The organism is Acaryochloris sp. IP29b_bin.148 (assembly GCF_028285565.1).
GTDB lineage: Bacteria > Cyanobacteriota > Cyanobacteriia > Thermosynechococcales > Thermosynechococcaceae > Acaryochloris.
In genome coordinates, this window is the sequence record NZ_JANQOY010000028.1 from 52560 (window position 1) to 78284 (window position 25725).

Annotated in this window: 23 protein-coding genes; 9 read left to right on the plus strand and 14 right to left on the minus strand. The window is 49.3% G+C overall.

The genetic code is table 11. The features are described 5' to 3' along the window. Positions 1-55: 55 nt before the first annotated feature. The 3 genes from Q0986_RS02800 to Q0986_RS02810 form a co-directional block, all read right to left on the minus strand. The gene (locus tag Q0986_RS02800; protein ID WP_299403360.1) at positions 56-1009 is read right to left on the minus strand and encodes a stage II sporulation protein M; all 954 of its coding nucleotides are present in this window, start codon (positions 1007-1009) and stop codon (positions 56-58) included. Between the two features lie 6 nt (positions 1010-1015). After that, positions 1016-2146 (minus strand): NDP-sugar synthase, encoded by a 1131-nt coding sequence (locus tag Q0986_RS02805; RefSeq protein WP_299403363.1) that lies wholly within the window; start codon positions 2144-2146, stop codon positions 1016-1018. Positions 2147-2291: 145 nt separating this feature from the next. Then, on the minus strand, positions 2292-3221 hold the full coding sequence (locus tag Q0986_RS02810; protein WP_299403366.1) for a hypothetical protein: 930 nt from the start codon (positions 3219-3221) through the stop codon (positions 2292-2294). A gap of 246 nt (positions 3222-3467) precedes the next feature. Between Q0986_RS02810 and Q0986_RS02815 the strand changes: the two genes are divergently transcribed. Together Q0986_RS02815 and Q0986_RS02820 are read left to right on the plus strand one after the other, a co-directional pair. Further along, positions 3468-3875, plus strand: coding sequence for a Fur family transcriptional regulator (locus Q0986_RS02815; protein WP_299403369.1), 408 nt, complete (start codon positions 3468-3470; stop codon positions 3873-3875). A gap of 182 nt (positions 3876-4057) precedes the next feature. Next, positions 4058-4450: a hypothetical protein gene (locus Q0986_RS02820; RefSeq protein ID WP_299403372.1), complete on the plus strand. Its 393-nt coding sequence runs from the start codon at positions 4058-4060 to the stop codon at positions 4448-4450. Between the two features lie 18 nt (positions 4451-4468). Here the strand turns inward: Q0986_RS02820 and Q0986_RS02825 are convergent, their stop codons facing one another. Beyond that, positions 4469-5758 carry a lipid-A-disaccharide synthase gene (locus Q0986_RS02825; protein ID WP_299403375.1) on the minus strand — a complete coding sequence of 430 codons (1290 nt, stop codon included), beginning with the start codon at positions 5756-5758 and terminating at the stop codon, positions 4469-4471. Positions 5759-5837: 79 nt separating this feature from the next. Here Q0986_RS02825 and Q0986_RS02830 point away from each other — a divergent pair, with 79 nt between their 5' ends. Continuing rightward, positions 5838-6389 (plus strand): NYN domain-containing protein, encoded by a 552-nt coding sequence (locus tag Q0986_RS02830; RefSeq protein ID WP_299403378.1) that lies wholly within the window; start codon positions 5838-5840, stop codon positions 6387-6389. Between the two features lie 147 nt (positions 6390-6536). Next, on the plus strand, positions 6537-7829 hold the full coding sequence (locus Q0986_RS02835) for a glycosyltransferase (protein ID WP_299403381.1): 1293 nt from the start codon (positions 6537-6539) through the stop codon (positions 7827-7829). A gap of 95 nt (positions 7830-7924) precedes the next feature. Here the strand turns inward: Q0986_RS02835 and Q0986_RS02840 are convergent, their stop codons facing one another. From Q0986_RS02840 to pxcA, 7 genes are all read right to left on the minus strand, one after another. Then, on the minus strand, positions 7925-11173 hold the full coding sequence (locus Q0986_RS02840) for an efflux RND transporter permease subunit (protein ID WP_299403384.1): 3249 nt from the start codon (positions 11171-11173) through the stop codon (positions 7925-7927). Positions 11174-11218: 45 nt separating this feature from the next. Continuing rightward, positions 11219-12703 carry a biotin/lipoyl-binding protein gene (locus Q0986_RS02845; protein ID WP_299403388.1) on the minus strand — a complete coding sequence of 495 codons (1485 nt, stop codon included), beginning with the start codon at positions 12701-12703 and terminating at the stop codon, positions 11219-11221. Between the two features lie 163 nt (positions 12704-12866). Next, positions 12867-13085, minus strand: coding sequence for an ion channel (locus Q0986_RS02850; RefSeq protein ID WP_299403391.1), 219 nt, complete (start codon positions 13083-13085; stop codon positions 12867-12869). A gap of 35 nt (positions 13086-13120) precedes the next feature. Next, a complete protein-coding gene (locus Q0986_RS02855; RefSeq protein ID WP_299403395.1) occupies positions 13121-13651 on the minus strand; it encodes a hypothetical protein in 531 nt (176 codons plus the stop codon). 216 nt (positions 13652-13867) lie between these two features. Then, positions 13868-14833 (minus strand): serine/threonine protein kinase, encoded by a 966-nt coding sequence (locus Q0986_RS02860; RefSeq protein ID WP_299403398.1) that lies wholly within the window; start codon positions 14831-14833, stop codon positions 13868-13870. Positions 14834-15062: 229 nt separating this feature from the next. Then, entirely contained in the window at positions 15063-15965 is a 903-nt protein-coding gene (locus Q0986_RS02865) for an alpha/beta fold hydrolase (RefSeq protein ID WP_299403401.1), read from the minus strand. A gap of 437 nt (positions 15966-16402) precedes the next feature. Beyond that, positions 16403-17851, minus strand: a complete 1449-nt coding sequence (gene pxcA, locus Q0986_RS02870) for a proton extrusion protein PcxA (RefSeq protein ID WP_299403404.1) — start codon at positions 17849-17851, stop codon at positions 16403-16405. A 148-nt stretch (positions 17852-17999) separates the two neighbouring features. On the opposite strand from pxcA, the gene Q0986_RS02875 reads away from it, so the two are divergent. Together Q0986_RS02875 and Q0986_RS02880 are read left to right on the plus strand one after the other, a co-directional pair. Next, on the plus strand, positions 18000-20162 hold the full coding sequence (locus tag Q0986_RS02875; RefSeq protein WP_299403407.1) for a recombinase family protein: 2163 nt from the start codon (positions 18000-18002) through the stop codon (positions 20160-20162). After that, a complete protein-coding gene (locus Q0986_RS02880; protein WP_299403410.1) occupies positions 20131-21159 on the plus strand; it encodes a hypothetical protein in 1029 nt (342 codons plus the stop codon). The genes Q0986_RS02875 and Q0986_RS02880 overlap by 32 nt, the downstream gene beginning before the upstream one ends. 62 nt (positions 21160-21221) lie before the next feature. On the opposite strand, the gene Q0986_RS02885 is transcribed toward Q0986_RS02880, so the two are convergent. The 3 genes from Q0986_RS02885 to Q0986_RS02895 all read right to left on the minus strand — a co-directional run bounded on the left by Q0986_RS02885 (position 21222) and on the right by Q0986_RS02895 (position 23190). After that, entirely contained in the window at positions 21222-22010 is a 789-nt protein-coding gene (locus Q0986_RS02885) for a hypothetical protein (RefSeq protein ID WP_299403413.1), read from the minus strand. Between the two features lie 167 nt (positions 22011-22177). After that, entirely contained in the window at positions 22178-22681 is a 504-nt protein-coding gene (locus tag Q0986_RS02890; protein ID WP_299403416.1) for a hypothetical protein, read from the minus strand. 338 nt (positions 22682-23019) lie between these two features. After that, positions 23020-23190: a hypothetical protein gene (locus Q0986_RS02895; protein ID WP_299403419.1), complete on the minus strand. Its 171-nt coding sequence runs from the start codon at positions 23188-23190 to the stop codon at positions 23020-23022. Positions 23191-23333: 143 nt separating this feature from the next. Between Q0986_RS02895 and Q0986_RS02900 the strand changes: the two genes are divergently transcribed. From Q0986_RS02900 to Q0986_RS02910, 3 genes are all read left to right on the plus strand, one after another. Further along, the gene (locus tag Q0986_RS02900; protein WP_299403422.1) at positions 23334-23876 is read left to right on the plus strand and encodes an NADPH-dependent FMN reductase; all 543 of its coding nucleotides are present in this window, start codon (positions 23334-23336) and stop codon (positions 23874-23876) included. Positions 23877-24039: 163 nt separating this feature from the next. Beyond that, positions 24040-24957 carry a cation diffusion facilitator family transporter gene (locus Q0986_RS02905; protein WP_299403426.1) on the plus strand — a complete coding sequence of 306 codons (918 nt, stop codon included), beginning with the start codon at positions 24040-24042 and terminating at the stop codon, positions 24955-24957. A 25-nt stretch (positions 24958-24982) separates the two neighbouring features. Further along, entirely contained in the window at positions 24983-25279 is a 297-nt protein-coding gene (locus Q0986_RS02910) for a hypothetical protein (RefSeq protein WP_299403430.1), read from the plus strand. Positions 25280-25725: the final 446 nt, after the last annotated feature.

Sequence of the window (25725 nt, forward strand, 5' to 3'; positions counted from 1 at the left end):
ATAAACAACTGCTTCTAACGTTTATTCTATCTCAGGGTTTTGGCATCAACCGATTTCACGCTGGCTGACGCCGCAGGTAAAGCAGCAGCCCCCACAATAAACTGAGACCCGCAACGTATTTAACTGGGGCAGGCACCACAGGAGAAGGGGAGAAAAACCCTTCGATGCCGCCAGCAATGATCAGCATCGGCACCACTCCAAACATCAGCTGTATCGCTTGGGCTCCATACAGCTTTAAGGCAGCTAGCCGTTTGTATCGACCGGGGAAGACCACGGCCTTCGCCAGTAATAACCCAGCTCCCCCAGCCAGAAAAATCGCGGGCAGTTCCAACGCGCCATGGGGAAAAACAAAGGCCCAAAAGGGATAGGCCAATTTATTTTGACCAACTAAGGTTGCGATCGCAGCAATACTCAAACCATTAATCCACAGAATAAAGAGGGTTCCTACCCCTGCCAGCAACCCACCTGCAAAGGCAGAGAAAGTGACGCTGATATTATTTTGCATAATATTGCTAGAAGCTAAGGGTTCACTCCCGACAATGGACCCCATCCACAGTTGGCCATCTTCCTGAACCATGTGAATAATGCGTTGGGGAATGATCAAATCCATAAACACGGGATCTCGCCAGGTGTACCACCATCCCAGCAAGGCTCCTGCCAAAAACACAGCCGTCGCTAGAATCGTAAACCCCCAGGTCTGTTGAACAACCGCAGGGAATCCCCAACCAACAAACTCCCACATCGACCGCCAAGCGGGTCGCCGTCCGCCCTGATAGATTTGAGAGTACCCGCGCAAGGTCAATTGCTTGAGTTGATCGGTAACCCCCGGTCCCATCTGACGGGCCCGAGACCGGGCCAGATCAGCAACCACCATTCTGTAGAGGCCACTTAAATCCTGAACCTCCCGGCCTGTTAGGTTTTTGAGACTATATTTTTCCGCTTTCTGGAGCAGCTGTTCATAGCGTTGCCACTGAGGTTCCTGTTGAGCCAGCCACCGCTGTCCATCCATTGCTGCTTAGCTCATCATCGGCGATGGCGCATGGGCATCTTGGCGGGCATCCGTAATCAGCCAGTCTAACGACGCAGCTCGGACATCTAAGGAGGCCCCTGTCTTGTCCACGCAATAGCGACCAAAGACCAGCTTATCCACCAAACGGACTTCGGAGCCTAAGCGAGAATATTCAAAAATAACGCTATTATCGACTGTGGCTCCACTACAAATGTGACAGTTAGGACCGATCATGGCGGGACCAATAATCTTAACGCCTTCTTCAATACGGGTCATGCCACCGATGTACACCGGACCTTGAACATCAACCTTATCCCAATCAATATCAACATTTAAGCCAGTGTAGATTCCCGGTGACACTTCATGGCCAGGAATCGCAACGTTTTTGACATCGCCCATCAATACGCTACGAATGGCATGCCAATAATCGGGCACTTTACCGATATCCACCCATTGGAAATCCATGGCAATCCCATAGAAAGGCATATTCATAGAGACAAGTTTGGGAAACAAATCGCCCCCAATATCAAACTCTTGGCCTGACGGAATCAGATCCAACACTTCCGGCTCGAAAATATAAATCCCCGTGTTGATCGTGTTGCTCAGGGCTTCATCGACGCTGGGTTTCTCTTGGAACGATTTGACCCGACCTTCTTCATCGGTCACCACAACACCATAACTGGAGACATCTTCCGGCTCCACAGTTTTCATCACGATGGTGGCAATGGACCCTTTTTGCCGATGCCATTTCACCGCCGCCGTTAGGTCTAGATCGATCAGGGCATCTCCACACAGGACAATAAATGTATCATCAAAGAAGGGAGAGAAGTCTTGAATCCGACGCATTCCGCCGGCGGATCCGATCGCATCCCCAATCAGATTCCCGTCTTCAATCCGCCCTTCAAAAGAATAGGCAATATCAACGCCAAAACGTTGGCCATCTCGAAAGTAGTTTTCAATTTCATCCGCCAAATGGCTGACGTTCACCATAATTTCCTTAAAACCATGTTGCCGGAGCAACTCCACCAAAAACTCCATCACTGGCTTTTGCATGATGGGAATCATGGGTTTAGGAATCGTGAATGTTATAGGGCGAACACGGGTTCCTTTCCCCGCCGCCAAAATCATCGCTTTCATATCAAATGTTGTGTTTTATAGATAACTAGCCACCAATTTCAGGGCGGAAGTCCCAATTTTCAAAGTTTAGATTGGCATTAACAACTCTCCCCGCCTTGGCATCATAGCTTATAAATCGGCGTGTCCAAGATCTTATAACGCGCTTCTAAAGAGCGTAAACATGACCATTGATCAGCAACCGCGTGATCCCTTTAGCGACGAGCTGAGAGTAGGTTTTCTTGAGCACATTGCCATTGGGAACTTTCACAATTCTTTGATTGCGATGGGAAAAGCGGCGAGCAATACGATGGTTGTCAAAGATGGGTAAGGTCTTAGCATTGACGTCATCTTCAGGAATCGTTCCTAATTCCCCAAAGGCTTGCAGTGGACAGGTAATCAACTCTGCCGATCGGTCTACCACCAAGTAGCATGTTTTGGGAAAGCTGACTTCGGAGAAGGGGCGCACTTGAATCAACGCTTCTGACTCTAAAGTCACCCCTAGTGGAGATTGCGGTTCTAAAGTCTCATCCTCTTCGCTCTCGTCAGCGTCATCCGCTTCAAAGTCATCCAAGTCTTCATCCTCGTCCACCTCATCTAAGGGAGGATCGTGCAGGTCATGTTCGATATCAGCAATAATTTCTGCTAAATCTTCGTCTTCAGCCAGCTTGGGTAAGGGTACAGGCTGAGACTCTCCTTTGGCGTTAGTACCGTCGTTTACCACCGTCCGATCACGCTTTTTGATGAGGGCAGGCCGAGGGGAAGCAACTGAGTCTGTCTTTTGGGGTACAGGATCAGGGGTTTGGATGGCGCTGGCGGACCCTTTGCGCGTAGATTTAGGCGTTCGTTTTTCCTGCTTGGTAGCGAGTAGAGCATCATACTCTTGGTCAGGCAGCTGGTTTTTAAGAATCCGACGAATCGTGGAACTGCTGACTGCAAAACGGTCCGCCAACTGGGCAATCGTCTCTTCAGACTCTCGAAAGAGTTGAGTAATGGTTTGTTTATCTGAATCTGAGAGCTTGCTACGCGTCATAAAATTGGGTTGAGGAAGATGAAGGAAGAGATATCCCACAGGATCATCAGGATCGTGGAGAAGCATTTCCCTTCCATATCCTAGTATGTTGTGGGCTGAACGTTGATCAGGCTGGTCAGCACTGAATTCATACTGCTGTTTGTATCCAACTTTTTCCTTAAGTTAACAGACTCAAGTCGAATTGGTTGGTCTATTCTAGGACTACGGCATTTCGGTATGGTCACTCTCAGCCCTTCTCGCCGTATTTGTCGGTAAAATTGAACCCTGTTGCCATTAATAGGCAATGGGATCGTCCTTGACGATACGCTTGCTATGAAATCACAACTCACCCGCAGCCAAAATACGGTGCTTAAGCTTTTGAAGCAGTTGAATCGAGAGATTTCTGCCCAAGATCTTTATATTGAGCTGCGGAAAGCACAGTTGTCGCTTGGCCTCGCCACTGTTTATCGTGCCCTTGAGGCGCTGAAGTTGAATGGCGCCATTCAAGCACGTCTGTTAAGCAATGGTGAAACGCTATACTCAACGGCGCAGCAAGATAGACACCATATGACGTGCCTGCAATGTGGGGCCTCTATTCCCATTCAAGATGAAGAATGTCCGGTGCATAAATTGGAAGATCAGCTCCGACAATCTGCGCAATTCGAAATTTTCTACCACACCTTAGAGTTCTTTGGTCTCTGTTCTCCGTGTCAGCTAGAGCAATCTCATTCCAAGCCATAGCGCTGAGCATACACTCGACGTCCCTATATCGACCGTCATTATCGACCGTTATAGCTGCCAAAAATAATTAAGATTGTTGTGGGTTTATGTAGGATTTGGTGTCATAGTGATATATAACTTCAACTTCCTTTATGCCTAGCCCGTAAAGGGATACTGCCGCCCATCTCGACAACTGCCCAGCTATGGTGATTGATTTTCTACCCTTTCAGTTTCAGATTGAATCTCTACCGATTGCGGGAGGGAGTTTATGGGCAACGGGTTTATATGTAGGCTTTTATCCGTTGAGTCAATGGATCACGGCGCAATGTTGTCGATGGCTCAATTACGCCGAGCGATCGCTTTATTTATCGGCAGAAGAATTTGAACGAACCCGCTCGGCCCGAGAAGCGCAAAATCTCTTCTTTGCCTCTCTGCTTAGTATCGTGCCGTTTTTGCTGGTGGGGAGTCTTTGCTATTGTGCCAGTGTTTGGGGCTTTGGCGGTCGGAGTTGGGGCGTCAGTCTCGGTATGATTGCGTTGCTGGTGGGAGGGGTCTCTGAGCTAGGTCGCCGAGATAGCCAATCTCGACATTATTAGGTTGGTCCAGAGAAGGCTTTAGAGCGAGGCACTGGCGTTTTGTGGATCTGCAGCCAGGGTGTTCTCGATGAGTCTAGCCAAACGTGTAGCCGCACCTGTTTTACCCCGAACAGCTCTTAGGTCAGTTTGCATCTGTTGTAACGCTGTGGGGGCGTTGAGTAAATGCTGTAGGTGCTGTGCGATCGCATCAGGATACACCTGCCCCACATGCTCTGGTACAATCTCCTGACCTGCCCAAATATTGGGCCAAGCTTTGAGCCCTAGCCCTCGGCTTAAGATGCAGCGGTTGACTAAAGCTGCCAACGGTGTCCCTACGAGCGGCAGCTGGGTGACTAACCCCCATCCCCCATCCCACACCCGTATAAACTCTAGCTGTTGTGTGGGGATAACGACGAGCATCGGTATGGCTAAGGCGGTCAGTTCAGCCGTGTTAGCACCCACAGTGGTGACACAAACCTGACAGTGCCGGAAGAGATCATAGGCGGGACAGCAGGGCCACAACCAAACTGGGGTGCCGTTCGGCGTACATAGGTAGGCAAGACCCCGCTCAGACCTATTCAAAACGGCGGTGCTGCCTGCAAACTTGGAAATTAGAGCGTTCTGAGTGGGGTCAGCGTATTGTTTGAGCGTCTCTATGGATACGCCTGGGGCAACCGGAATCACAAATTGGGTTTGGGGGCGATGGTGATGCAGCTGATCGGCAATGCCCAGGCAAAACGGGACTCCCACCCGTAATTTTGCGGGTTTAGATCCAGGTAATAGCCCGACAATTTCAGTGTTGGCATCCCAACCGAACCCTTGCAAACATGCGATCGCATCGGTACTGGGTTGAATATCGGTCATTAAATGACCCACCACCGATACCTTAGAGCGATACCGACGCGGAACCCGTTGCAGCATGTGCGCCTGTGTAACCCCACAGGCGTCAATCCAAGGTAACCAGCGAGGCGTCCATTCGGCATAGGTGACAATGCGATAGCCCAATCGCTTGCCAATCGCCACGGCATAAAACTGATCGCCTCCCAAGAAAACCACTACCCCCTGTGGATGCCACTGCCATGGATTGGGCGTTTTGCCCCAGAGCAGAAAGGGAAAGAATTGCTGTGGTTCTAATACCCGATCAACCCCTGGAAAAGTGGCCGCAACTGCTGCCTCATGTCCACCCGCATGGGGGCAGGGAGAGAGCAAGATCGAGACTCGACTAAACTGGCTGCGAGCCCTCAATGCTTGCAGAACAGGTCTGACCCAAGTGGAGAGTTCACCGGGGCCATTGCTGAGCAGGACCAAATCGGCCAAGACTTCAGTCATTAGATAAACTGCGGATGTGCAACAGAAGTGTCACAATAAAGAAATGATTAAGCAATATTAAAAAAAGTTACGAATCGGCATGGAGACATCTTCTGAGCAACCGATCTTGTTAGTAGACGGTTACAACATCCTGGGGGTTTGGTCGCAACACCAGAATGGTTCTGCTCCGGCTGAGATCTTTGAACATATCCAAGAATTAGAGACAGCCAGACTCCACCTCACGGATGCCCTTGCCAACTACAGTGCGTTTCAAGGATATCAGGCTCGGATTGTCTTTGATGCCCAGAATCGGCAAGAAAAAGGGATCTGTGAACCCTTTACGGAATCCCTAGATATCTATTACACCGACTATGGTCAAACAGCGGACACCTATATTGAGCTGTACTGTGCCAAAGCACGACCTCGGAGGGCTCGGATTATTGTGGCAACGTCTGATCGAGCCCAACAGCTGACGGTGATGGGATATGGTGCAGAATGGATGTCGGCTCTGCAGCTCGTCAAGGAAATGGCGGCAACTACCACTAAAATTCGGTCGAAGCAAAATACAAAAAAACGTTCTCCCAGCCGCCTCCTGGCCCACTCGCTTGATCCTGAAGCCAAACGTAAATTAGAGCAGTTGCGCTGGAGTTAAAGCAGGTGAGTCTGTCTGAATCCTCAGCTAAAACTGGATTGTAAGGGGTTCGCCATGCCGTCTACACGTTCTAGACTTCCTAGTGCAACAAAATATGAATTTCCTGGCAAAGTGGTACAAGAGGAATAGGTCGCTACGGTTGTTCCTATGACCCACTATGGCATCATATCTGTGTCGGCCACCGGGCCACTGAACACTATGCTCCCCCTCGGCCAAGAGTTGCAGCGTCGTGGCCATCAAGTCACGCTCATTGCACTTCTGGATGCTCAACCTAAAGCCGAAGCCGCTGGCATTCCGCTACAAGCTGTTGGCCAAGTGGAGTTCCCAGTCGGAAGAATGAAGGCAGCTTTATCACATTTAGGGAAGCTAAGCGGTCTAGCCGCTTTACGCTACACTATTGAACTCTTAAACCGAGAATCTGAGGTGTTTCTCAGGGATGGACCCGAAATTTCTCGTAAAATCGGAGTAGAAGCGCTGTTAGTCAATCAAGGTGCCCAAACAGGTGGTACCTTAGCCGATCATCTACATATTCCGTTTATTACGGTTTGCAGTGCTGTCGTCTTGAATCAAGACCCATCAATCCCTCCCTTTAACACCCAATGGCCCTATAGCCTGGCGTGGAGTGCGCAACTCCGTAATCGCTTTGGCTATTGGCTCTTGTCCCGTGCGGCAACATCTATCCGCAACACCATCCAACACTATCGCCAACAATGGCAACTCCCTGCTTATCGCCAATCGAATGATAATTACTCTGGCCTTGCTCAAATCAGCCAAGCGCCCGCTGATTTTGAATTCCCTCGTCGGACCCTCCCCCCTTGGTTTCACTTCACTGGACCCTTCCATACCACTAATAGTCGAGAGCCGATTCCCTTCCCCTGGGAGCGACTAGAGGCTGAGAAACCCATAATTTACGCTTCCATGGGAACTCTGCAAAATCAGCTCCTCTGGGTTTTCGAGCAAATTGCGGAAGCATGCTCCAGTTTGGATGCACAGTTAGTCATTTCTCTCGGCGGTTCGACCCAGCCAGAGGATCTCCCTCAGCTCGCTGGCGAACCAATTGTGGTTGGATATGCCCCCCAACTTGATATTCTTCAGCGGGCAACAATCATGATTACCCATGCGGGTATGAATACCACTATGGAATGCTTGATGCATGGGGTACCCATGCTTGCGATCCCAGTCGCAAATGATCAGCCGGGGGTTTCCTCTCGGATTGTTTGGAGTGGAGTGGGAGAGCGAATTTCATTGCGCAGTCTCACGGTGGAAAAGTTACGGGTAAAAATTCAGTCTGTCTTAACCCAGCCATCCTATAAGGAGGTAGCGCTTCGACTTAAGGCGGCGTGCCGAAGTGGGGGTGGCGTCAACAAAGCGGCTGACATTATTGAGACAGCGATTACCACCGGTCAGCCTGTCTTAGCTCAGGCCAATCCTGATGTTTAGGGAAAGGGAGATCAGTCGCTTGGATTGATGGCTGGGTTAACGATGAACAGTGGTGGCAACACCACTGATGCCAGTCTCTCTAGTCAATGATTTAGTCACTCAACCCGTTTATTGGGCGTGAGCTGCAAGTACAGCCCAGGTACGACGAGTAAGGCAATTAACGTGGCAGCGATTAGGCCGAAAATTATGGCCATACACAGCGGGAACCATTCTGCTTCACTAAAGGCCAAGGGGAGAAGCCCAATCACCGTGGTAATAGAAGTGGTCAAAATGGGGCGGAGGCGATCGCTCGCGCCTAAGGCAGCAGCTTGACGGACGCCTAAGCCTTGCTTACGCCGCTCATTCATGGTTTCCACCATCACAATTGCATCATTGACCACAATTCCCGTTAATGAAATCACACCAATGGCAGCAGGAAAGGAAAAGGGCAAATTCAGTAAATAAAAGCCAATCAAGGTTCCCGTTAAAGCAAACGGAATCGTAAGGATAATAATCAGAGGCTGAGTATAGGACCCAAACTGCAGCACCAGCACGGCAAAGACGAGGAAAATGGCCACCACTAACATCTGTCCTGCTGAGCCAAAGGTCTCTCCGCTGGTCTCGGCATCGCCGCCATATCGATATTCATAGTCCTGGGGCCAAGTTTTTTGCATCTCCTGAAGTTTGGGCGTTAGCTTGGCCAAAATATCGGCATCATATACTCCAATTCCCGGTACGTTTTTGGCTAAAACGGTGACGGTACGCTGACTCTTGCTGTGGGTGATTGACAGGGGGACTGCTCCAGGGGCCGGTTCTAACACTGCTTCAGCAGGGATGCTTTTGCCCTGAGCGGTAACAAACCGAATCGTTTGAAATTCATCTTGACGGGAGGGACCCCCGACTTCTCCCTGGCGGGAGGGCCAGAGGGTACTGAGACGGATTTCTAGATCTTCTTCTCCGCTGCCAATGGGGAAGTCACCAATGTCGTTGTCAATCATCAAATAGCGCCCTTGAGCCGCCAGTTCACTCTGGCTGAGGCTATAGAAATCGAGGGCTTCTCGTTTCGGAATCAGCTTGTAGTCCTCTCGCAAATTGCCTAAGTCATCCCGGACATCCATGGTGCCCGGAATTTCCCGCAGGACCTGCTGGACTTGGACCGAGATTTCCCGCAGAACCTGCATATCTTCGCCACTAATCGCCACTTGAATCGGATCTTCACCGCCCCCGGCTCGCTCATACTGAATTGCCAGGGTGGAGCCAGGATAGTTGCGGAGGATTTCGGTTTGGAGTTGCGATCTCAACTCTCGTGCATATTCAAAGGACTGCCGTTGTCGTTGATCGGACTCCACAAAGATGACCGAGAAACCGACAAAGTAGTCTGAATTAGTAGGCTTCAGCTCCCCAGAAGAGACTAAGCTACTGCGTTTGCCCACCAATTTGACCACGCTCTTGAATACGGGCTGTCCATCTGGATCGCGATAGGCCAGTAACGTCTCACCCATCTGATCGGCGACGGTTTGGGTACTTTCCAGTGTGGTACTCGGGGCCAACTCCACATTGATACTGAGTTTAGAACCGTCATTTTGGGGAAATAGGTTCGACGGTAACGCGGTAAATAGGACACAGGCAAATATAAATAACCCTATTGCGCCGAGAGACCAGAGCCGAGCCACCGTCTTATTAGGGACCGTCATTTTCAAGCTCCAATTTGAGAAGCGAGCTGAGGCCACTTCAGTCAACCGATCCACAAAGGTTTTATTTGAGCCGCCTTTAACATTCCCTAGCAGAAATTTAGACAGAGGAATGACGACCAGCAGAGACAGGAAATAGCTGATCACCAAGCAGGTAATGGCACTAATCGGAATCAGGCGAATAAATTTGCCCATCGTACCGGAAATAGCCATAAGGGGGGCTAAAGCCAAGATTGTAGTGAGTTGTCCAGCAAAGGCAGGTCCGGCATAGGCTTTAACCGTCCGTAGGGCGGATTCTGCAAATCCTAAACCCTCGACAAAAATACCATCATGCATGCCCTCCAACATCAGGATAAAAACGTCCACCAGCAGCCCCAGGGCCAGGATCATGCCGATCAAGACCATAGAGTTGAGGGTTTGCCCCCCCAACCACAGGAAGAAAATCGCCGCAATAAAGGTAAGGGGAATGGCCAATCCGGCAATCAGGGCTTCACGCCAGGTCAAGGCCACCAGCAGAATGATAAAAACGAAAAAGGAAGCCTGACCAACATTACTCAACAAGTTGGCAAGCTCATCATTGATGGTGATCGCATCGTTGTTGAGGATCCGATACTCCATGCCCGCAGGCCAAATTCTGGGATTTTGGCTGGCTTCCTCTAAGGTTTGGAGGGCGTCGGTAATCACTTGAATCGTGTCGCTACCCGCCACCTTGACAATATCTAAGGTGATCGTGGATTGAAAGGGCTGATTTTCCCAACTCAGAAAAGCTCGGTTGGTTTCCCGCTCTAAATCCCGCCGCACATCTGCTACTTCTTCCAAGCGGACGATCCGGTTATCGGTGAGTCGAGCCACGGGGAGGGATTTTAAATCCTCAAGACTACGAAATCGACCAAACAGTCGTACCTGAGCGCCAATCGCATCATCGCGAACCCGGTCCCAGGAGGCATCTTGGTTACCCCCTTGAATCGCATTTCTGACTTGCGTGGAGGAAATCCCTAAACTGGTAAGCCGACTGGGAATCATCTGCACATGGATGACTTCATCCCGGTTGCCCGATAAGTTGACTTCGCGCAGATTTTTAACCGACTCTAAGATATCTTTGAGATCTTCGGCAGTTTGACTGAGGGTGGCAATATCTAAGTTAGGACCAAACAACCCCACCGTCAAAATGGGCGCATCTTGTTGAGAGACTTGCACAAAATCGGGTTGTTCACGCCCTTCCGATTCTGCGGGCAGTTCCGGTTCGGCATCATCGACTTTACCCCGCAGTTCTTGAATCGACGAAGCTACAGGGGCTTCCGCTCGAAACTCCACATCAATGATCGAATAGGAATTGAAGGTGGCACTTCTCACATCCTTCAGCCCTTGCAGGGACTTAATTTCCTTTTCCAGTTTGTCGGTAACGCGGTTTTCAATCGTTTCAGCATCGGTACCTGGCCAGGTCGTGGTGATATTGGCTCGGGCAATTTTGATGTCAGGGTCGGATTCTTTGACCATGGAGACATAGCCCATCAGGCCACCCATCACAAACAGAAAACACAGCAAAATCCCAAAGACTTGGCGAGTGAAGAAAAACCGGGCGAAGGGAGAGGCTTGCTCTAACTCAGACGTTCCATGAGCCTGGTCATCAGGCGTTTCTAAGGTAGGGTTAGTCTGACGATCCTCAGTTTGCATAGGGCCTATCCTTGCGCTGTGCTATATTCAATCCGGCGAAGCTGCCTAGCTTTGACCCGCGACATCGACCACATCAACGGGTGAATCATTCACCAGTCGATTGCTGCCTTCGGTAACCACCAGTTCACCGGGTTTCAACCCCCGAGCAATCGAAATTCGATCTAATCCTTCAATATCTAAGACCACGGGGCGCTGCTCCACCCGTCCCGTCTCTTCATTGACCACAAACACATAGGATTTGCGATCGCGGGTAATCACTGCCCCAAAGGGCAACGTAATCGCTTCGCTTCGGGATTGAGCGGCAATCCAGGTTTGCACTCGTGACCCTAGCCGTAAATTTTCTCGCCCTTCCGTAATTCGAACCCGCACTTGTACGGCCCTGCCTCCCGGTGTCACCGCTGGGGTGACGGCAAAAACCCTGCCTCGGGCTTTGGCCACGCTGACCAGATCGCTTTGCTTTAGTCCGGTCACAAAGGCTTGACTGATATCGTCATCCAGGGCAATGTATGCGGGTTGATTTGGTCGCAACAGACTCCCCTCGGACGCGGGGATTTCAAAGGCAACCTCAAAACTACCGGGGTCCACCACCACAATGGGCACAGATTCAATGGCGGCTTGGTAACTAGTAGCGGATTGGACTCGGGATGGGCTCCAATATTCCCCTTCTCGAATATTTAAATAAGCGACAATTCCATTGATGGGAGATACGAGCTGCGTATCTTCTCTGGCAATAACCGTGTTTAATAATCGTGCTTGATTGGAGACCACCCCTGCCTTCGATACAGCAATTTGTTCTTGGGCCGTTTTAACATTTTCTTGGGCCACCTTAACCCCAACTTGAGCTTGAATCACGCGGTTATTGTAGGTATCTCGTTCAGTGGCTGGGATGACCCCCTGCTTGTATAAGGTTTGTCGCCGTTTGGCTTCCTGTTTGGCCAATGCTAAATCAGCTTTGGCTTGTCGCAAATTGGCTTGGGTCTGACGCAGACTAGCAACCGCCTGCTCTTCAGTCCGCTTGGCGACTTCTCGGTCGGCTGCAGCTGCGCGGATATCAGACCGATATTTGCGATCATCAAGAGTGGCTAATAATTGTCCTTTCTCCACTCTGTCGCCCTCTCGGAGAAAGCGTCCATCAATTTTGGCCAGTTGGATCACTTCCCCACTCGATTCAAAAATCAGTTGTTTATATCGCTCTGCCCTCACGTCTCCATCGGGACTGGTGACCCAGCGACGAATCGGGGCTAACTGAGCCCGCACTGCCCTCACGGGTAATTTAGCTTCTGAAGCCGTTTCAGGTTCGGAGAGGGTAGGAGATTGGCTGGCGTTGTAAAGCCGCCAGCCAAACAGTCCTGCAATCACCAGCATCACGAGGATGGCAATGGGCCAGGGCGACTTTTTACTCAATACTGAAGGTCGAGAGTGTTTGGGGTGCCGATCTCCAGGGACTTGAATATCCAGTTCTAATTGAGAAGGAGTATCAGCGTTAGCTAAATCTCTCGCGTCCTTTGGCGTCCGTTCATCCATCTTCATGTGTCTTGTCCCACGCTGATTGGATTATGCCGCTGGTTTAGTCTGAAAAGCTGTTTTGAGCAAGCCTATAGCTATTACTGTACGGGAACTGTAAAGCATTACAGTAGAGATCGATACAAAGATTATGCATTCAATCTGCACTAGGGTATTCGATCAGGCCTGATCAACTTCCTGCGATAGATATCCCCCCACCAGAATGGCAATAAACACTGTAGTAGAGCTGGCCAATAATCGCTTCTGTATCTGTGAGCACAATGGCCAAAGGACTAATGGGGACAACATCGCCAAATCCCAAGGTGGTTAATGTCGTTAAGCTAAAGTGAGTCGGTATCAAAAAAGAGGGTCGTGAGTCAAAGAATTGTCGTTTCCATTTGGCTGCCACATTGAAGGCCCAAAAGCCTTGAGCCTGAGTAACATTTACGCTTCTTGAGCACAAGCTTCAGCATATTTGAGGATCATTTCCATGGTATTCAGTTCGTATTCAATGCAAGCCATTTCAGCATTAAAGGCCTGATGGTTACTAACCGTGGCATCGAAAGGGTCACGTCCAGGCTGATAATCGGTTTGAGCGCAGCGATGGTCAAAGTACAGCTCTTCTAAAATCGCTAAACTGGTTTGCCAACGCTTTAAACCCATCACCCGAATCTGTCGAATCCAAGCTTGTTTGACGTAGATGGGTAGGAATGGGGACAACTGCACCACTGTGATGAGACGGTGACTGGATAATGCTAGCAACTCGGATAAAGAAGGGGTATCGTTGGGTTCCTGGGCCGCAGGTGAACGACTATCCGCAGACCGCACAATTTTAGTGTGATCGCGGTTCAGTGAGGTTGCGTATACGGTTTGGGTTGAGCGGGTCCACTTGGACTGGACGGCCACATCACTCTGTTGAGGATTCCAGTCGGACTTGAATGCTTGAGCCCATTGATTGATAAAATTGCGAGCCATTGGAACTTCTCCCTGTCATCAATATCCTCGTCTGAGGGGACTCGCCTCATTTGCAAACCCTTGGGCTGAGACTCTCTAGAGGAGGTATGGTCTAAGCATCCCAGATCTAAAAAGGGTCAGCGATGAGAATCATCACTGACCGTAATTGAGAGCTATCACGACGATGGCGTGATGGTTATCACCCAACTAGCGGGTGACGGTTTGAATCCAAACCCCTTACCCAGGGTAAGAGTTGAGAGTCGGTTCAGAAGGATTTAGGTGCAGCCAATAAGAACTGAGATAGGTCCCCATCTGTTCTATTAAGTTGGCATGCGCTGAAAGTGACTGTTGCAAAAATTGCCCCGGTGCAGCCAATGCTTTCAACATTTGCCGAGCTGTGACAAAACGCTCACCCGGCAATCGAGCAATAGCCTTATTCAAAATGGCAGTGAAGGCAGAATCCGCAGCGGGTACCACTTGAGACCATTCACCACCCTCTGCGGTGAGATTAAACACATCATAGGGATCGTGTCCGGTTAGCAGGTAAATCCCAATCAGACCGAGGCTATAGAGGTTACTGGAATAATAATGTTGATCGAGGACTACTTGCTCGTGGGGCAAGTAGCCGGAGGTTGGTATCCAAGGAAGGGGGTGGATATTACACTCCACACAGATATGGGCCATGATCTGATTAAGGATGCCACCGTATTGTAAAACGGGCTTTTGGTCCGCTTCTCGGAGGACGATATTGCTAGGTTCTAGCGCACAGTGAACGACTTGGTTCTGGTGGAGATAATCCACCAGGGACAAGAGCTTGGTCAAAATCGTTTGTACAGCCCCTTCATCTAAGGGGCCACTGTTTTGAATCACTTGGGTTAGCGTCAGTCCTGGCACCCATTCTTCAATGAGATAGATCTGGTTGTCGGCATCCGTAAAACTAGACAACCAAGGGATTTGGTCATGGATGCCACCTAAGGTTTGCCAAGTCTCAATTTCGGTTTGAATGCGATCGCAAAGCTGTTTCTGAACCGCCACATCTGGGGTCAGAGGTTTGACTCGCCGAACAACGCACTGACGACCGGAGAGACGCTGCGTGTCTTCTGCCAACCAAGCAATACTCCAAGGACCATCTTCGAGAATTCGAAGGATCTGGTAGCGATTATGGAGTAAAGTTTGTGCGGACGCGAGACCGGTACTAACCATTGTGGGTGTCTCCCAGAACAAATATGTCTAGACAATGGCAGCTTTATTAGGGGGACTCAGTGAGACAAGTCACATGTTCCAATTGAAGCAGATCACGGGCATCCGTTATCCATCCATTGGGGGCTAGTGCTGAAACTAACTCGATGGTTCAGGGGTGGATGATTGTGAAGGTGTCCTTGTAAACATCTGTAACGCAGCGCAGTCGACAAGAGCGTCTCGCTGGATCTCTTTAGGCGACCTGACGCGCCTTCAGCCAATTGATAATCATGGGATTGATGATTTCGGGCCGCTCATCATGAGGACAATGTCCGGTTTTGGCAATGATTTCAAAGGTGACTTGGGGTTCCGCCTTGGGATTGGCACTCAACTCGCGATAGATCTTGGCCGTGCGTAAGGCTGCCCAGGGGTCATCTTCCCCCCACAACACGAGCAGAGGCTGCTTAATCCGGGGTAACAGTTCGGTGGGCCGGGGGCCAGGAGGGCCGGTTAAAACAGACAGAAAGACATGACAGGCCCCTTCATTACAAGAAGGCGTATGGAGCATCTCTACCAGTTCATCAGTGATGGCGTCTTTATTGCCATAGATTTGAAATAGAGAGTTGCGAATCGCTCGTTTGCCGCGCACTTGATTGAAAAAGAACGGACCAAAAAACTTGGACCGCATCATCATTCGCATCGGTCCCATGACAATCCGCAGCGGTAAGATAGCCTCTTCTCGCCGGATGTTGAGGCTTCCAGCTGAATTCAATAACACGCCACTTGTGCCCATCTGGGGATGATCGGCGAGGATCATCAGCACCAGCAAACCGCCAATTGAGTTGCCTACCCAGACCGCAGGCGTTTGAATAAAGGTGTCCCAAAAGTCCTTAAATAGGTCTTGCCATACCTCCAGGGTATAGTCGATTGCAGGCATGTCGGAATCGCCAAACCCCAGCAGGTCCAGACTCCAAACTTGGTAGCCAGCGGCAGCCAGCTCAGGTATATTTTTGCGCCAATGCCCAATACAAGCCCCAAAGCCATGAATCAGAACCATGGGCTGCCCTGCACCTTGGACAGTGTATTGGATGCGGTACCCTCGCCACATCCACGTTTGGGTTTCAAGGGGGGGGCTGGTTTGTACCTGAGTAGTCATAACAGGATAAATAGCTGTTTTCTTAACTTTCCTTCATAATAATCTGATCCTTACCCAAAAAACACTGCTGAACCTCATTAGGCCGAGGAGTTGATTGCAACGGTTTGTCCAATTCGTGAGATGGAATAGGGCCCGCAATTGGAGAAAGAAGCCAGATCAAGTCATCTCCATGAGGTGTTTGTCATGTTTTCGTAGCAATGATTTAAGTCATTGAAGAGCATTATGGGGCAAGGATTTCAGGTGTTAATATCTCGGGCCTGATCAAACTAGGGATCAGTTTGGGCATAACTGAGAGTGGAAATATCCCTTCTTGAAAGCAGTCAAGACGTTACAAAAGCTTTTTTCCCCTGTGCCACCATTGCAGGGGATTTTTGTGCTTGTCTCTGCAACAAAATGGTTCATAACGTACAGCAATACCCAGCTGTTCAGTGAACAGCTCACTCATTCATATTGCGGTAAGTGGCAACGGCAGAGGGCGAGATTTGGTTCAAGTATCGGAAGATCCAATATTTAAATACCGTGTCTAGCATGACGGGGAATGTGGCAATAAACATATTGATGAAATTGCGGTCCTGGGGCAAGCCGAAATGACTCAACACACTTTCGACGATCACTTCCCAACCATGAGGAGAGTGGAATCCCACAAACACATCCGTAAACAAAATGATGATAAAGGCTTTCGCACTATCACTGAGCCCATAAATAATTTCATCTAGAAAGGATTTCAGGACGGCAACCCTTTGGCGGTTCAGCACAAAAAAGATGGCGAGGGCAATCAGTGAAAAGAAATCGGAAATAGCATTTTTGAGGGGTTGACGTAAGTCCCACTGGTATTCTGCTTTGAGTTCAGCAGCCTTTGTCTTCAGCTCATCTTGCATTTCAGCTGGGGTCAAAGCAATGGGACTGGTTAAATTTTCAAATTTCAGACGTTCTTCAAAAAGAGCCAGCTCAGCCAAGACTTGATTCTCAATTTCAGGATTAATCCGAATCTCAATTTGTTCAGGGCCTTTGAATCGATCCACAAAGGGACCCACAATTAGGTTTTTGGAAATTTGTTGGGTCAGTAGCGGCACGATCATTAAGCCCAAGATAAAGCTGACTGCGGCTCTTGTGCGAACTCTGGAATTCCGAAAATCATTGAGGATATCGTCTTCAGTACCTGGATCAGGGTTTAATTCTTTGCGGAAGCGGGTGGCGGTGCGCAGAATCGACCGGGGGATAAAACTACTGCTATCTAACTTGGACGGATCCTCAGAAATATCATCGGAAATAAATTCCGACTCATAGAGCGAATTTTGGGCTGACTGAATGGGCAGCGGCTGTGGAATATTTTTTCTAGCATCTGTACTGGGTTTCTGGATCGTCGATCTAGCTGCTTTTGGTACTGCCGCCGCTGCTTCCCGCTGAATCGAAGCCGAACGATATCGTTGGATCACTGCATCAACAAACGCTAATTTGTCTAACGTCGATTGAGTATCTACGGTTGATGAAACGAGTTCTGCCCTATATTCATCGGTGGCGACATCATATTCATCTGTGAAATCCGTGGTGTCAGGATTGTCGATGCGGGTGGGCGTAGGTGGGAAGCGGGGTGGTTTAAGCTTGTCGGCCACTTCCAGGACAAGGGAACTGGATTTAAACTCTCGTAATCGGGTTTGAATAAATTTGAGATTCTTTTGGACCTCAGACTGAAAGTAGTTGGTCATCACACTTTCAGTGCGGATGCGGAGCGGAACAGGCTGACCTTGGAAGTGCTTTTTCTCAATCGTCTCGATGGCGCGGGCCGCTTGATAGGCGCCGTCTAAGGCTCGCTGTGGCGTCTCCCGATACCATTGCTCAACAAATTTAAGCGAGCGTTGAAAGGGATTTGGAGAGGAAGCGCTCATGATTCCCCTACACGCTGTTGCAATTGGGGGGTATGGGTCATTGGGGCCTGATGTCCTGAGACGTTATGTAAGCAAAACTTACCAGAATGGGAGCCTAACCTCATAATAGGTATGTCGTATCGTAGCAAATTTGTTTCTGCCCGACGGAGTGACTTCGGTTCCGACTTGGATCTCAGGCCCAGTTCGTAGCGGTAAGACCACCGCTTTGATCCAGCATTTAGTGGACTGGTCTCACGCCTCTTCTATCACGGGAGGAGAGTCGGTTTCGCCTGCGGTAAAAACGGCGCTAGTGTTTGCTGTCAATGCCGATAATCGCCAGGGATTGATGCCTGCGATCGCACAAGCCACCACCGGCAAAATTATCGTTCAATCCACCACGCCCCTGGGCTTCTTCGAAGACGAAGTCATGCTGTTCTGGCCGCTGGTCCTCAAGGCGTTGGGACTACAGGCACAATTCCCCCTTCGCCTTCGCCCCGAAACCGAACAAGCCCTGGCGGCTCAGTTTTGGCACACTGCCCCTTGGGAAGAGCTACAAGACCTAGAAAATATGTCTCCCGACCGCTGGGTGCGGCGGATTTTGGACTTGTTGCAACTCGCGGCTTTTGGTGGAATCGCCTTAGAAGATTTACCGCGCTGCTTAGAGGATGGACTAGGGGACTTAAAGTGTGACCGAACCCTGACGGAAACCCTGGCCCAAATGCTGATGGATTGGCGGGACTGGTGTTTGCAGCAGGGCTTGCTCACCTATGGCATTCTCACGGCGTTGTACTGGCGTTATCTGTTGCCAGACCCCGCCTATCAAGGTCATCTATTACAGCGCTATCAAGGCGTATTTGCCGATGATGTGGATAGCTATCCCGCCATTACCCGCGACTTATTTGAGGTGTGGCTGGATCACGGCCAAGTCGGTGTCTTTAGCTTTAATCCCGATGGTGCCATTCGGTTGGGGTTGGGGGCCGATCCAGAGTACTTAGGGGGCCTCCAAGACGTGTGCCAGCTGCAATCCCAGCATCCCGATTTCACTCTCTCCTTAGGGGCCGTCATGGGCCAGAATATCGTTGCCTTTGTTAGCGGCGAAACCTTTGAGTTACCGGAACCCCTGACTTGCCTACAGACTAGCTCTAGAGCCCAGCTTTTACGTCAAACCGCCGATCAGATTATTGACGCTATTCAGTCTGGGCAGGTCCAACCCGAAGAGATTGCCGTCATCGGTCCCGGTCTAGATACGATTGCCCGCTACACGCTGATCGAAATTTTGACGGCCCAAGGGATTCCGGTTGAATCCCTTAAGGATCAGCGGCCCCTGAACAGTGCTGCCCTGATCCGGGCCTTATTGACTCTGTTAACCCTGGTCTATCCCGGTTTAGGTCGCCTGGTGGATGCAGAGCAGATCGCGGAAATGCTCGTCGTCCTCACCCATCAGCATTCGCCATCCTTGGTCAGTGCCGCTGGCACCATTGACCCCGTGCGGGCCGGGCTGTTGGCCGACTATTGCTTTCACCCCCATCCTGAGCATCCTCAATTGCTGCCCGTAGAAGACTTTCCTCGTTGGGATCGCTTGGGCCATCAGGCCACGACAGCCTACAACAATCTCCTCAGTTGGCTCGATCAGCAACATAAAGGTGCTGCGCCAACGGTGCGCCAACCGTATCTCACCTTAAATCCTGTGTTTATCTTGGATCGAGCAATCCAAGAATTTCTCGCGCCCCATGCCCTTAACTATGATCAGCTCTCCGTGTTGCGGGAACTGATGGAGACGGCTCAGCATTATTGGCAAGTGGATGAGCGCTTACGGCAAACCCAGACCCGCCATCCTCCTCTACCGGAAACCGTCGGTCAATTTATTCAGCTCTTGCGACAAGGGACTTTAACGGCCAATCCCTTTCCGGTTAATCCCAACGGGCAGCCTCGTCGCGCGGTTATGTTAGCCACCACCTTTCAGTACCGGATGGCACGCCCAGCCCATCGCTGGCACTTTTGGTTGGACGCCGGATCAGCTCTCTGGCATGGGGGTGGAGCCGTGATTCTTTGGGGCGCGCCCTTTTGCTTGCGCCACTGGTCCGGGGAACCCCTAACGGTCGAAGATGAAATGAAGAATGATCAGGCGCAGCTGCGGCGGTTATTGTTAGATTTATTGAGTCGAGTGACGGAAAAGGTGTTTCTCTGTCATAGTGATTTATCCGTGAGCGGCCAGGAACAGGTGGGACCCTTGCTGCCCCTGGTTGATGCTTCCACACCTCTAATAGATAATGATTCACAAGTTCAGATTGAAGGGGTCGATGCCGTCCATTCTGACGTTATTCAGGTCTAAAAGGCTCGCACAGGTGATCGTTGTGCTGGGCTGCGTCAGGGGGGTAGAACCCGCCCGGGCAGAGTTCCGCAAGATCCCAGTGACGTCGGTGGAGTCCTGTGCTGTGCGGTTGGCAGGAGCAGAGGATATTCCGTATACCTGCCGTCTCTACCGTGATGCCCAAGCCAAACTGCCCGTGTGGGAAATGGCCTTGGAATTTGAGTTTGGTCGATTAACGTACCCGCAATGGCAACAGTTGGTCACCACCTATGCGTCTTGGCATAATCACCGAAATTTGGCGGATTACGATCGCGATCGCAACTATACTTTGATGGACTTTATGCCTCCCGTGATGCAGGCGTGGAATCGACATCAATTTCATACGCAAGACCTGCTGTCGATCACAACCTCCGCTGCCAACCCAGCATCCCAGCTAATCCTAACGAAGCTGGTGACCAACTGCTGGGGCACCCTGTATGAAATCTTACGCCTAGCGAAGCAAGACAACCCACCAGCGCCTATGCTATTTGTGACCGATAGCCATTCGATGTTACGAGCATTGCGGCAGCGGTCGACCCAGATTCAAACCCATCCACAACCTGGAGATTTTGTTTTGGTGTACCACCATCATGGTCCCCAAACCTACTTAGATCACGTTGCTCTAGTGGTCGATCAGCAACTCTTTTTTGAAAAAGCTGGGGCCGGTGATCACGTTCCCTATCGGCTGGTCGATCGCTCCATGCTCGAACGGATATGGAATCCAGACGTTTATACCTTTGAGTATCGAAGACCCCGCTCACAAGCGAACTGGCAGACACCACAACAAGTCTTTAGCCCAGGGGACAGGGAGATGCCATTGACCCATGCTGATCACGTGCAGAGTCCCCATGCTGCAAACAGTCCGAATCCGCCAACGACTTACTTTGCCATGCAGCAAATTCCTGCTTTTCTCTCTGTGAAAGGGCGGTTTCGCTTGTCTCCAGACATGTATGATCGGACATTCTTTGGATTAGAGTAATTCTCTCTTACCGCCTTTGAGCATCGTAACTACAGTGGTTATCCTCATACTTCTCATCCACCTCAAACCAGTTGATATTTCATAAACAAAAGGTTGACTAAAGGAAGATCACGAAGAATTTGTTTGCCCTTAAAAGAGTGAGGGCGAAACGGAGAGTTGAGCAAAAATAGAGCAAGCCATAGACAATTTTGCCAGAAAGAAATCGTCATAGTGAGGTGAGTTGCCAGATGGAAAAGAATTAAGCTGAGTCCCCAGACCTGATGTAAAGAAGGGCGGAAAGCTGCCCACAGCGAAAAAAATTGTAGATAAATGGTGCCCAGCATCAAGGGCCAAGCCAGGTAGTAGTGATTAATTAACCATAATCCCAATACACTGATCTCATCTGTTTCGACAAGACGTTGAGCAATTTGAAGCGCCAAGGCTTCAGGCATTAACGAATGAACTTGATTCTGAATGGCTTGAATGGGGATAAGCACCACTTTGAAAAAACCCGACATGGTATACGTGAGCAAGATAGCCACTTGGCAACTTGAAAAAAGGAGCAGTGTCGCCGCTCGGACCTCTCGTTTCGGTTTGGCAACGTGCCATTGATCCGGCAGAAAAATAAAAATAAAACTTAAAAACAGCAGTATATGTCCTCCATGATTGATTTTGCCAAAGGAATTGGTCAAGGCAGAGAACTCTAATGATGCTAAAAAGATCGCGATTCGCGCGAATTTCCAACGAATGGCAATTAAAGACAGTATGCCGCTGATGAGGTAAAACCAAAGAATGAGATGGATTCCTCGTTGAGGCTCAAGATAATTCAGCCAGAAGATTGGCCATAATGGTTTGGGATTAATTTTGCTCAAATGTTCAGACCAAGTGTTCAAAGAACTCAAGCAGAAAAAAGCCCGGATGGCATAGAAGACTTGAATCATAGTTTGAGCAATCACAAACTGGCGCTCTTGAGAAAAAGCGGGTCTGGGTGGAACCGTGGTAGACCCTAAGATCTTGATGCAGGGTTTAGCAATATCGATCATTTGGATGAGCTACTTATAAATGATGCCAACCGTTTGGTGGTCGATGCCCCAGTTTTCAGTTTTACAATCGGATTGTAGGTCTCGGATATTAATTCGTACTTAACTTCACCCGTTAAGTAGTTGTTTTCAAACAGCATTCGTAGCTGTTTAAACTTGGCCATATCTTTTTGCTTATAGGCTCTACCGAGTTTTTGAATCAGCTTGATAGCAATAATATTGCCCTGACCACTCGCCATTGTGTTAGATGCACGATTGAAGGGGATAGCAGGGCGCTGGTCAGTATGAGAGTAGATGAGAATATCAAACGTTTCTTGATTTTTTTGGGGAATGCTAGAGAACAGTGACCAGCTAAAGATGGGAAATAAACGATGTTCACCGATCTTCCAGGTGGCTAAACCAGCGATAAAATAGCCAGCGATAAAAATCGCAATATTGTTTCTTAAATGCGTTAAGCCTCGACCCTTTTTATCCTTGCCGTGAGAACGTCTAATTCTGAGCATGACCTTTACGCTTTACTGAGCATTAGCCACTGCAATCTGTCGTAGGGTACCTATACAAATAGGCTCAAACACCCACTGGTTCCCACCATGATCTCATAGGTCCAGCACATGAGTGGAATGCTCAATAAATTTCAACAGAATGCAACTTAAACTAGGCTATAAATTGACCTATTTGAAAAGGCTTTTAAGTCTATTTTTAGAAATGCAAATTAGCAATGACGCTCAAATTTCACAGCAATATTATTGAAAATTCAAAAAGCAGATATTCTTTAGGAGGATTGAATAGTAAATCAGCAGTATAGTCAGGGATAGTATGACAATCTCAAAAATACTTCCTTTTATGTCTTAGGGAGATTATCTGAGTCAAAACCTTGCGATGGCCGAAGGGCGGTCGGCGACCATCGCAAAAATGCTTCTAGAAAATTCTGATCTTCATTATCCACAGATCGATCGTCTGAACCGATTAATTCATGGCTGGTGAGGAGATTTTGAAGATTGATGGGCACCATCAGCGCCCCTCAAAAGCAAGCAGGTTCTTAGACCTGTATTATGGGCGATCGCTTTTGGTAGGACGCCGAAACGAGGGAAGCGGCAAACCAACCTCAGATCAGTTTCGTTAGACTTTGAGTGATCCTCTGTGAGCGCAAAATTCATGACTAAAATTGTTGGGATTGGCGGTAGTCTCAGAACAAACTCCTATAGCATGATGGCGTTAGCTTTAGCTGCTGAACGCGTTCAGGCTTGTGGTGCCGATGTTCAAATTTTAGATTTAAGGGCGATGACGTTACCCTTTTGTGATGGCGGCAAAGACTATTCTGAGTTCCCAGATGTAGAGGTGTTGCGACAAACCGTTACTGAGGCGGATGGGCTGATCTTAGCAACACCGGAGTACCACGGTAGTGTGAGCGGCGTGATTAAAAATGCGCTGGATTTGATGGGATTTACGGAGCTGAGCGGTAAAGTCGCGGGGTTGATCAGCGTGTTAGGCGGACAGCCCAATAGCAACGCTCTCAATGAAATGCGGCTGATTATGCGGTGGGTGCATGCTTGGGTGATCCCTGAACAAATTGCCATTGGCCAAGCCTGGCGGGCCTTCGATGAAGAGGGGAAGCTAATGGATGAAAAACTCTTGGAACGACTCGATACATTTGCTAAGAGCCTGGTCACCAATACCGAAAAGCTGGGCCAGAAATAAGTTAGGCAGCTCTCTCTTGGATTTAAATCAGTGGCCAAGTGAGGCAAGCCAGGGCACTATTGTTATTAATCCACGCCTGTTGGCTTGAGCGGATGCGATCGCAACCTTGTGTCGCTTGCCCCCTCCCTAACAGGTACCCTGCCCTTCCTGTCTCCCAACGCCAATGTCAAACGCTCATTCCTCTAAAACCTCTATCTATGCAGCCATGGCCGCTAACATTGCCATTGGCATTGCTAAGTTTATCGGTGCTGGAATTAGTGGCAGTTCTGCCATGCTCTCAGAAGGCATTCACTCTGTCGTTGACTCCACCAACGAAGTCTTACTGCTCTATGGTCTGCATCGAAGCGAAACGGGACCAGACGACCAACATCCGCTGGGCTATGGACAAGAACTGTACTTTTGGTCTTTGATCGTCGCTGTTTTAATTTTTGCCCTCGGCGGTGGTGTTTCCATTTTTGAAGGCATTACCAGCATGAAGGTGCAAGCCCCCGCTCATAATCCCATGCTCAGCTATATTGTGTTGGGAGCGTCAGCGGTCTTTGAGGGAATTGCTCTATTTGTGTCTGTGCGCGAATTTAATAAAGCGACCCCGCAACCTGCTGATAATTTTTGGCAAACGCTTCGAAACAGCAAAGATCCCAGTTCCTTTATCGTTATTTTTGAAGACTGTGCTGCATTGATTGGGTTGGGCGTGGCCTTCGTGGGGGTATTTATGAGTGAGCTTAAGGGCAATTCTATCTATGACAGTATTGCTTCGATTGTGATTGGACTCTTGTTGACGGTAGTGGCGATTGTGCTAGTCATTGAGACCAAAGGCTTATTAATTGGTGAAAGCGCATCGCCAGAAACACGAGAAAGTATCAAACAGATTGTTAAATCCGACGAAGCGGTCACCCGTATGGACACGCCTATTACTCTCCATTTTGGTCCCCAAGATATAATGTTGGCGATGAACATTGAGTTCAGAGATAATCTCTCGGCCGATGAAATCGAAGCTGCTACTCGCCGAATTGAACGCAAAATTCGGGAGTCTCATACAGAAGTCAAGCGAATTTTTCTAGAAGCAGCTTCTGTCGTTTGACCAGCAAAATTAATAGAGCAGGGTGATGAGTCAGCAGCCTTTCCAACCACCAGATGAGCTTGAGTCCCTACTATCCACTCAACGGCGATCTAACGCTGAGTTGGAGCGAGATTTAGCAGAACTCTCAGAAGAGAGTCGCCGAGCCGTTGCGGCTAATCAACGCACCATGAAGCGGTTATTTGGAATTCTGCTAGTGATGGGGTTAGCATTGGGAGCTGTCACCTCTGTTGGAGTGGTGTACTTTATGCAGTGGCTGCGTTCAACAACCTTCTCAGAACCCCAAAGGCCGAATCAAAGCTGGGGCAATGTCTTTTGGTCATAGTGGCTATATAAGTGCGCTTAGCTACAAAGAGTTGAGATAGCTTCACTGTGTTATGGGTTGCAATCACTCGATATTGCAGTTGGGCTGTACTGGTTGCCAAGCTGACACGAATATAGCACTACGGCTTTTGCCTAGTACGGATGGAATGGCGACGGATATTGCTCCTCTGAGCTTCTAATACAAAATTAGCTACAAAAGATTCTCCAAACGAGAAAGCTGAGCCAGCTTTCTTGCGTCAGCATAATTTACTACTTGTATATCCACGATAGACTAGAAATTTGGTTAAATTCCCTGATAAGTAGGAATTTTTTGATTGATGGAGGTGCATCTTTCAACACCTCAATAAAACGGGGGTAAAGTTTTGAATCTAGCCAATCAATTTGGGACATCAAAAGCTCAACAATCACAAACCTGGCAACAAGCCATTCTAGATAGTGCCGACTTCA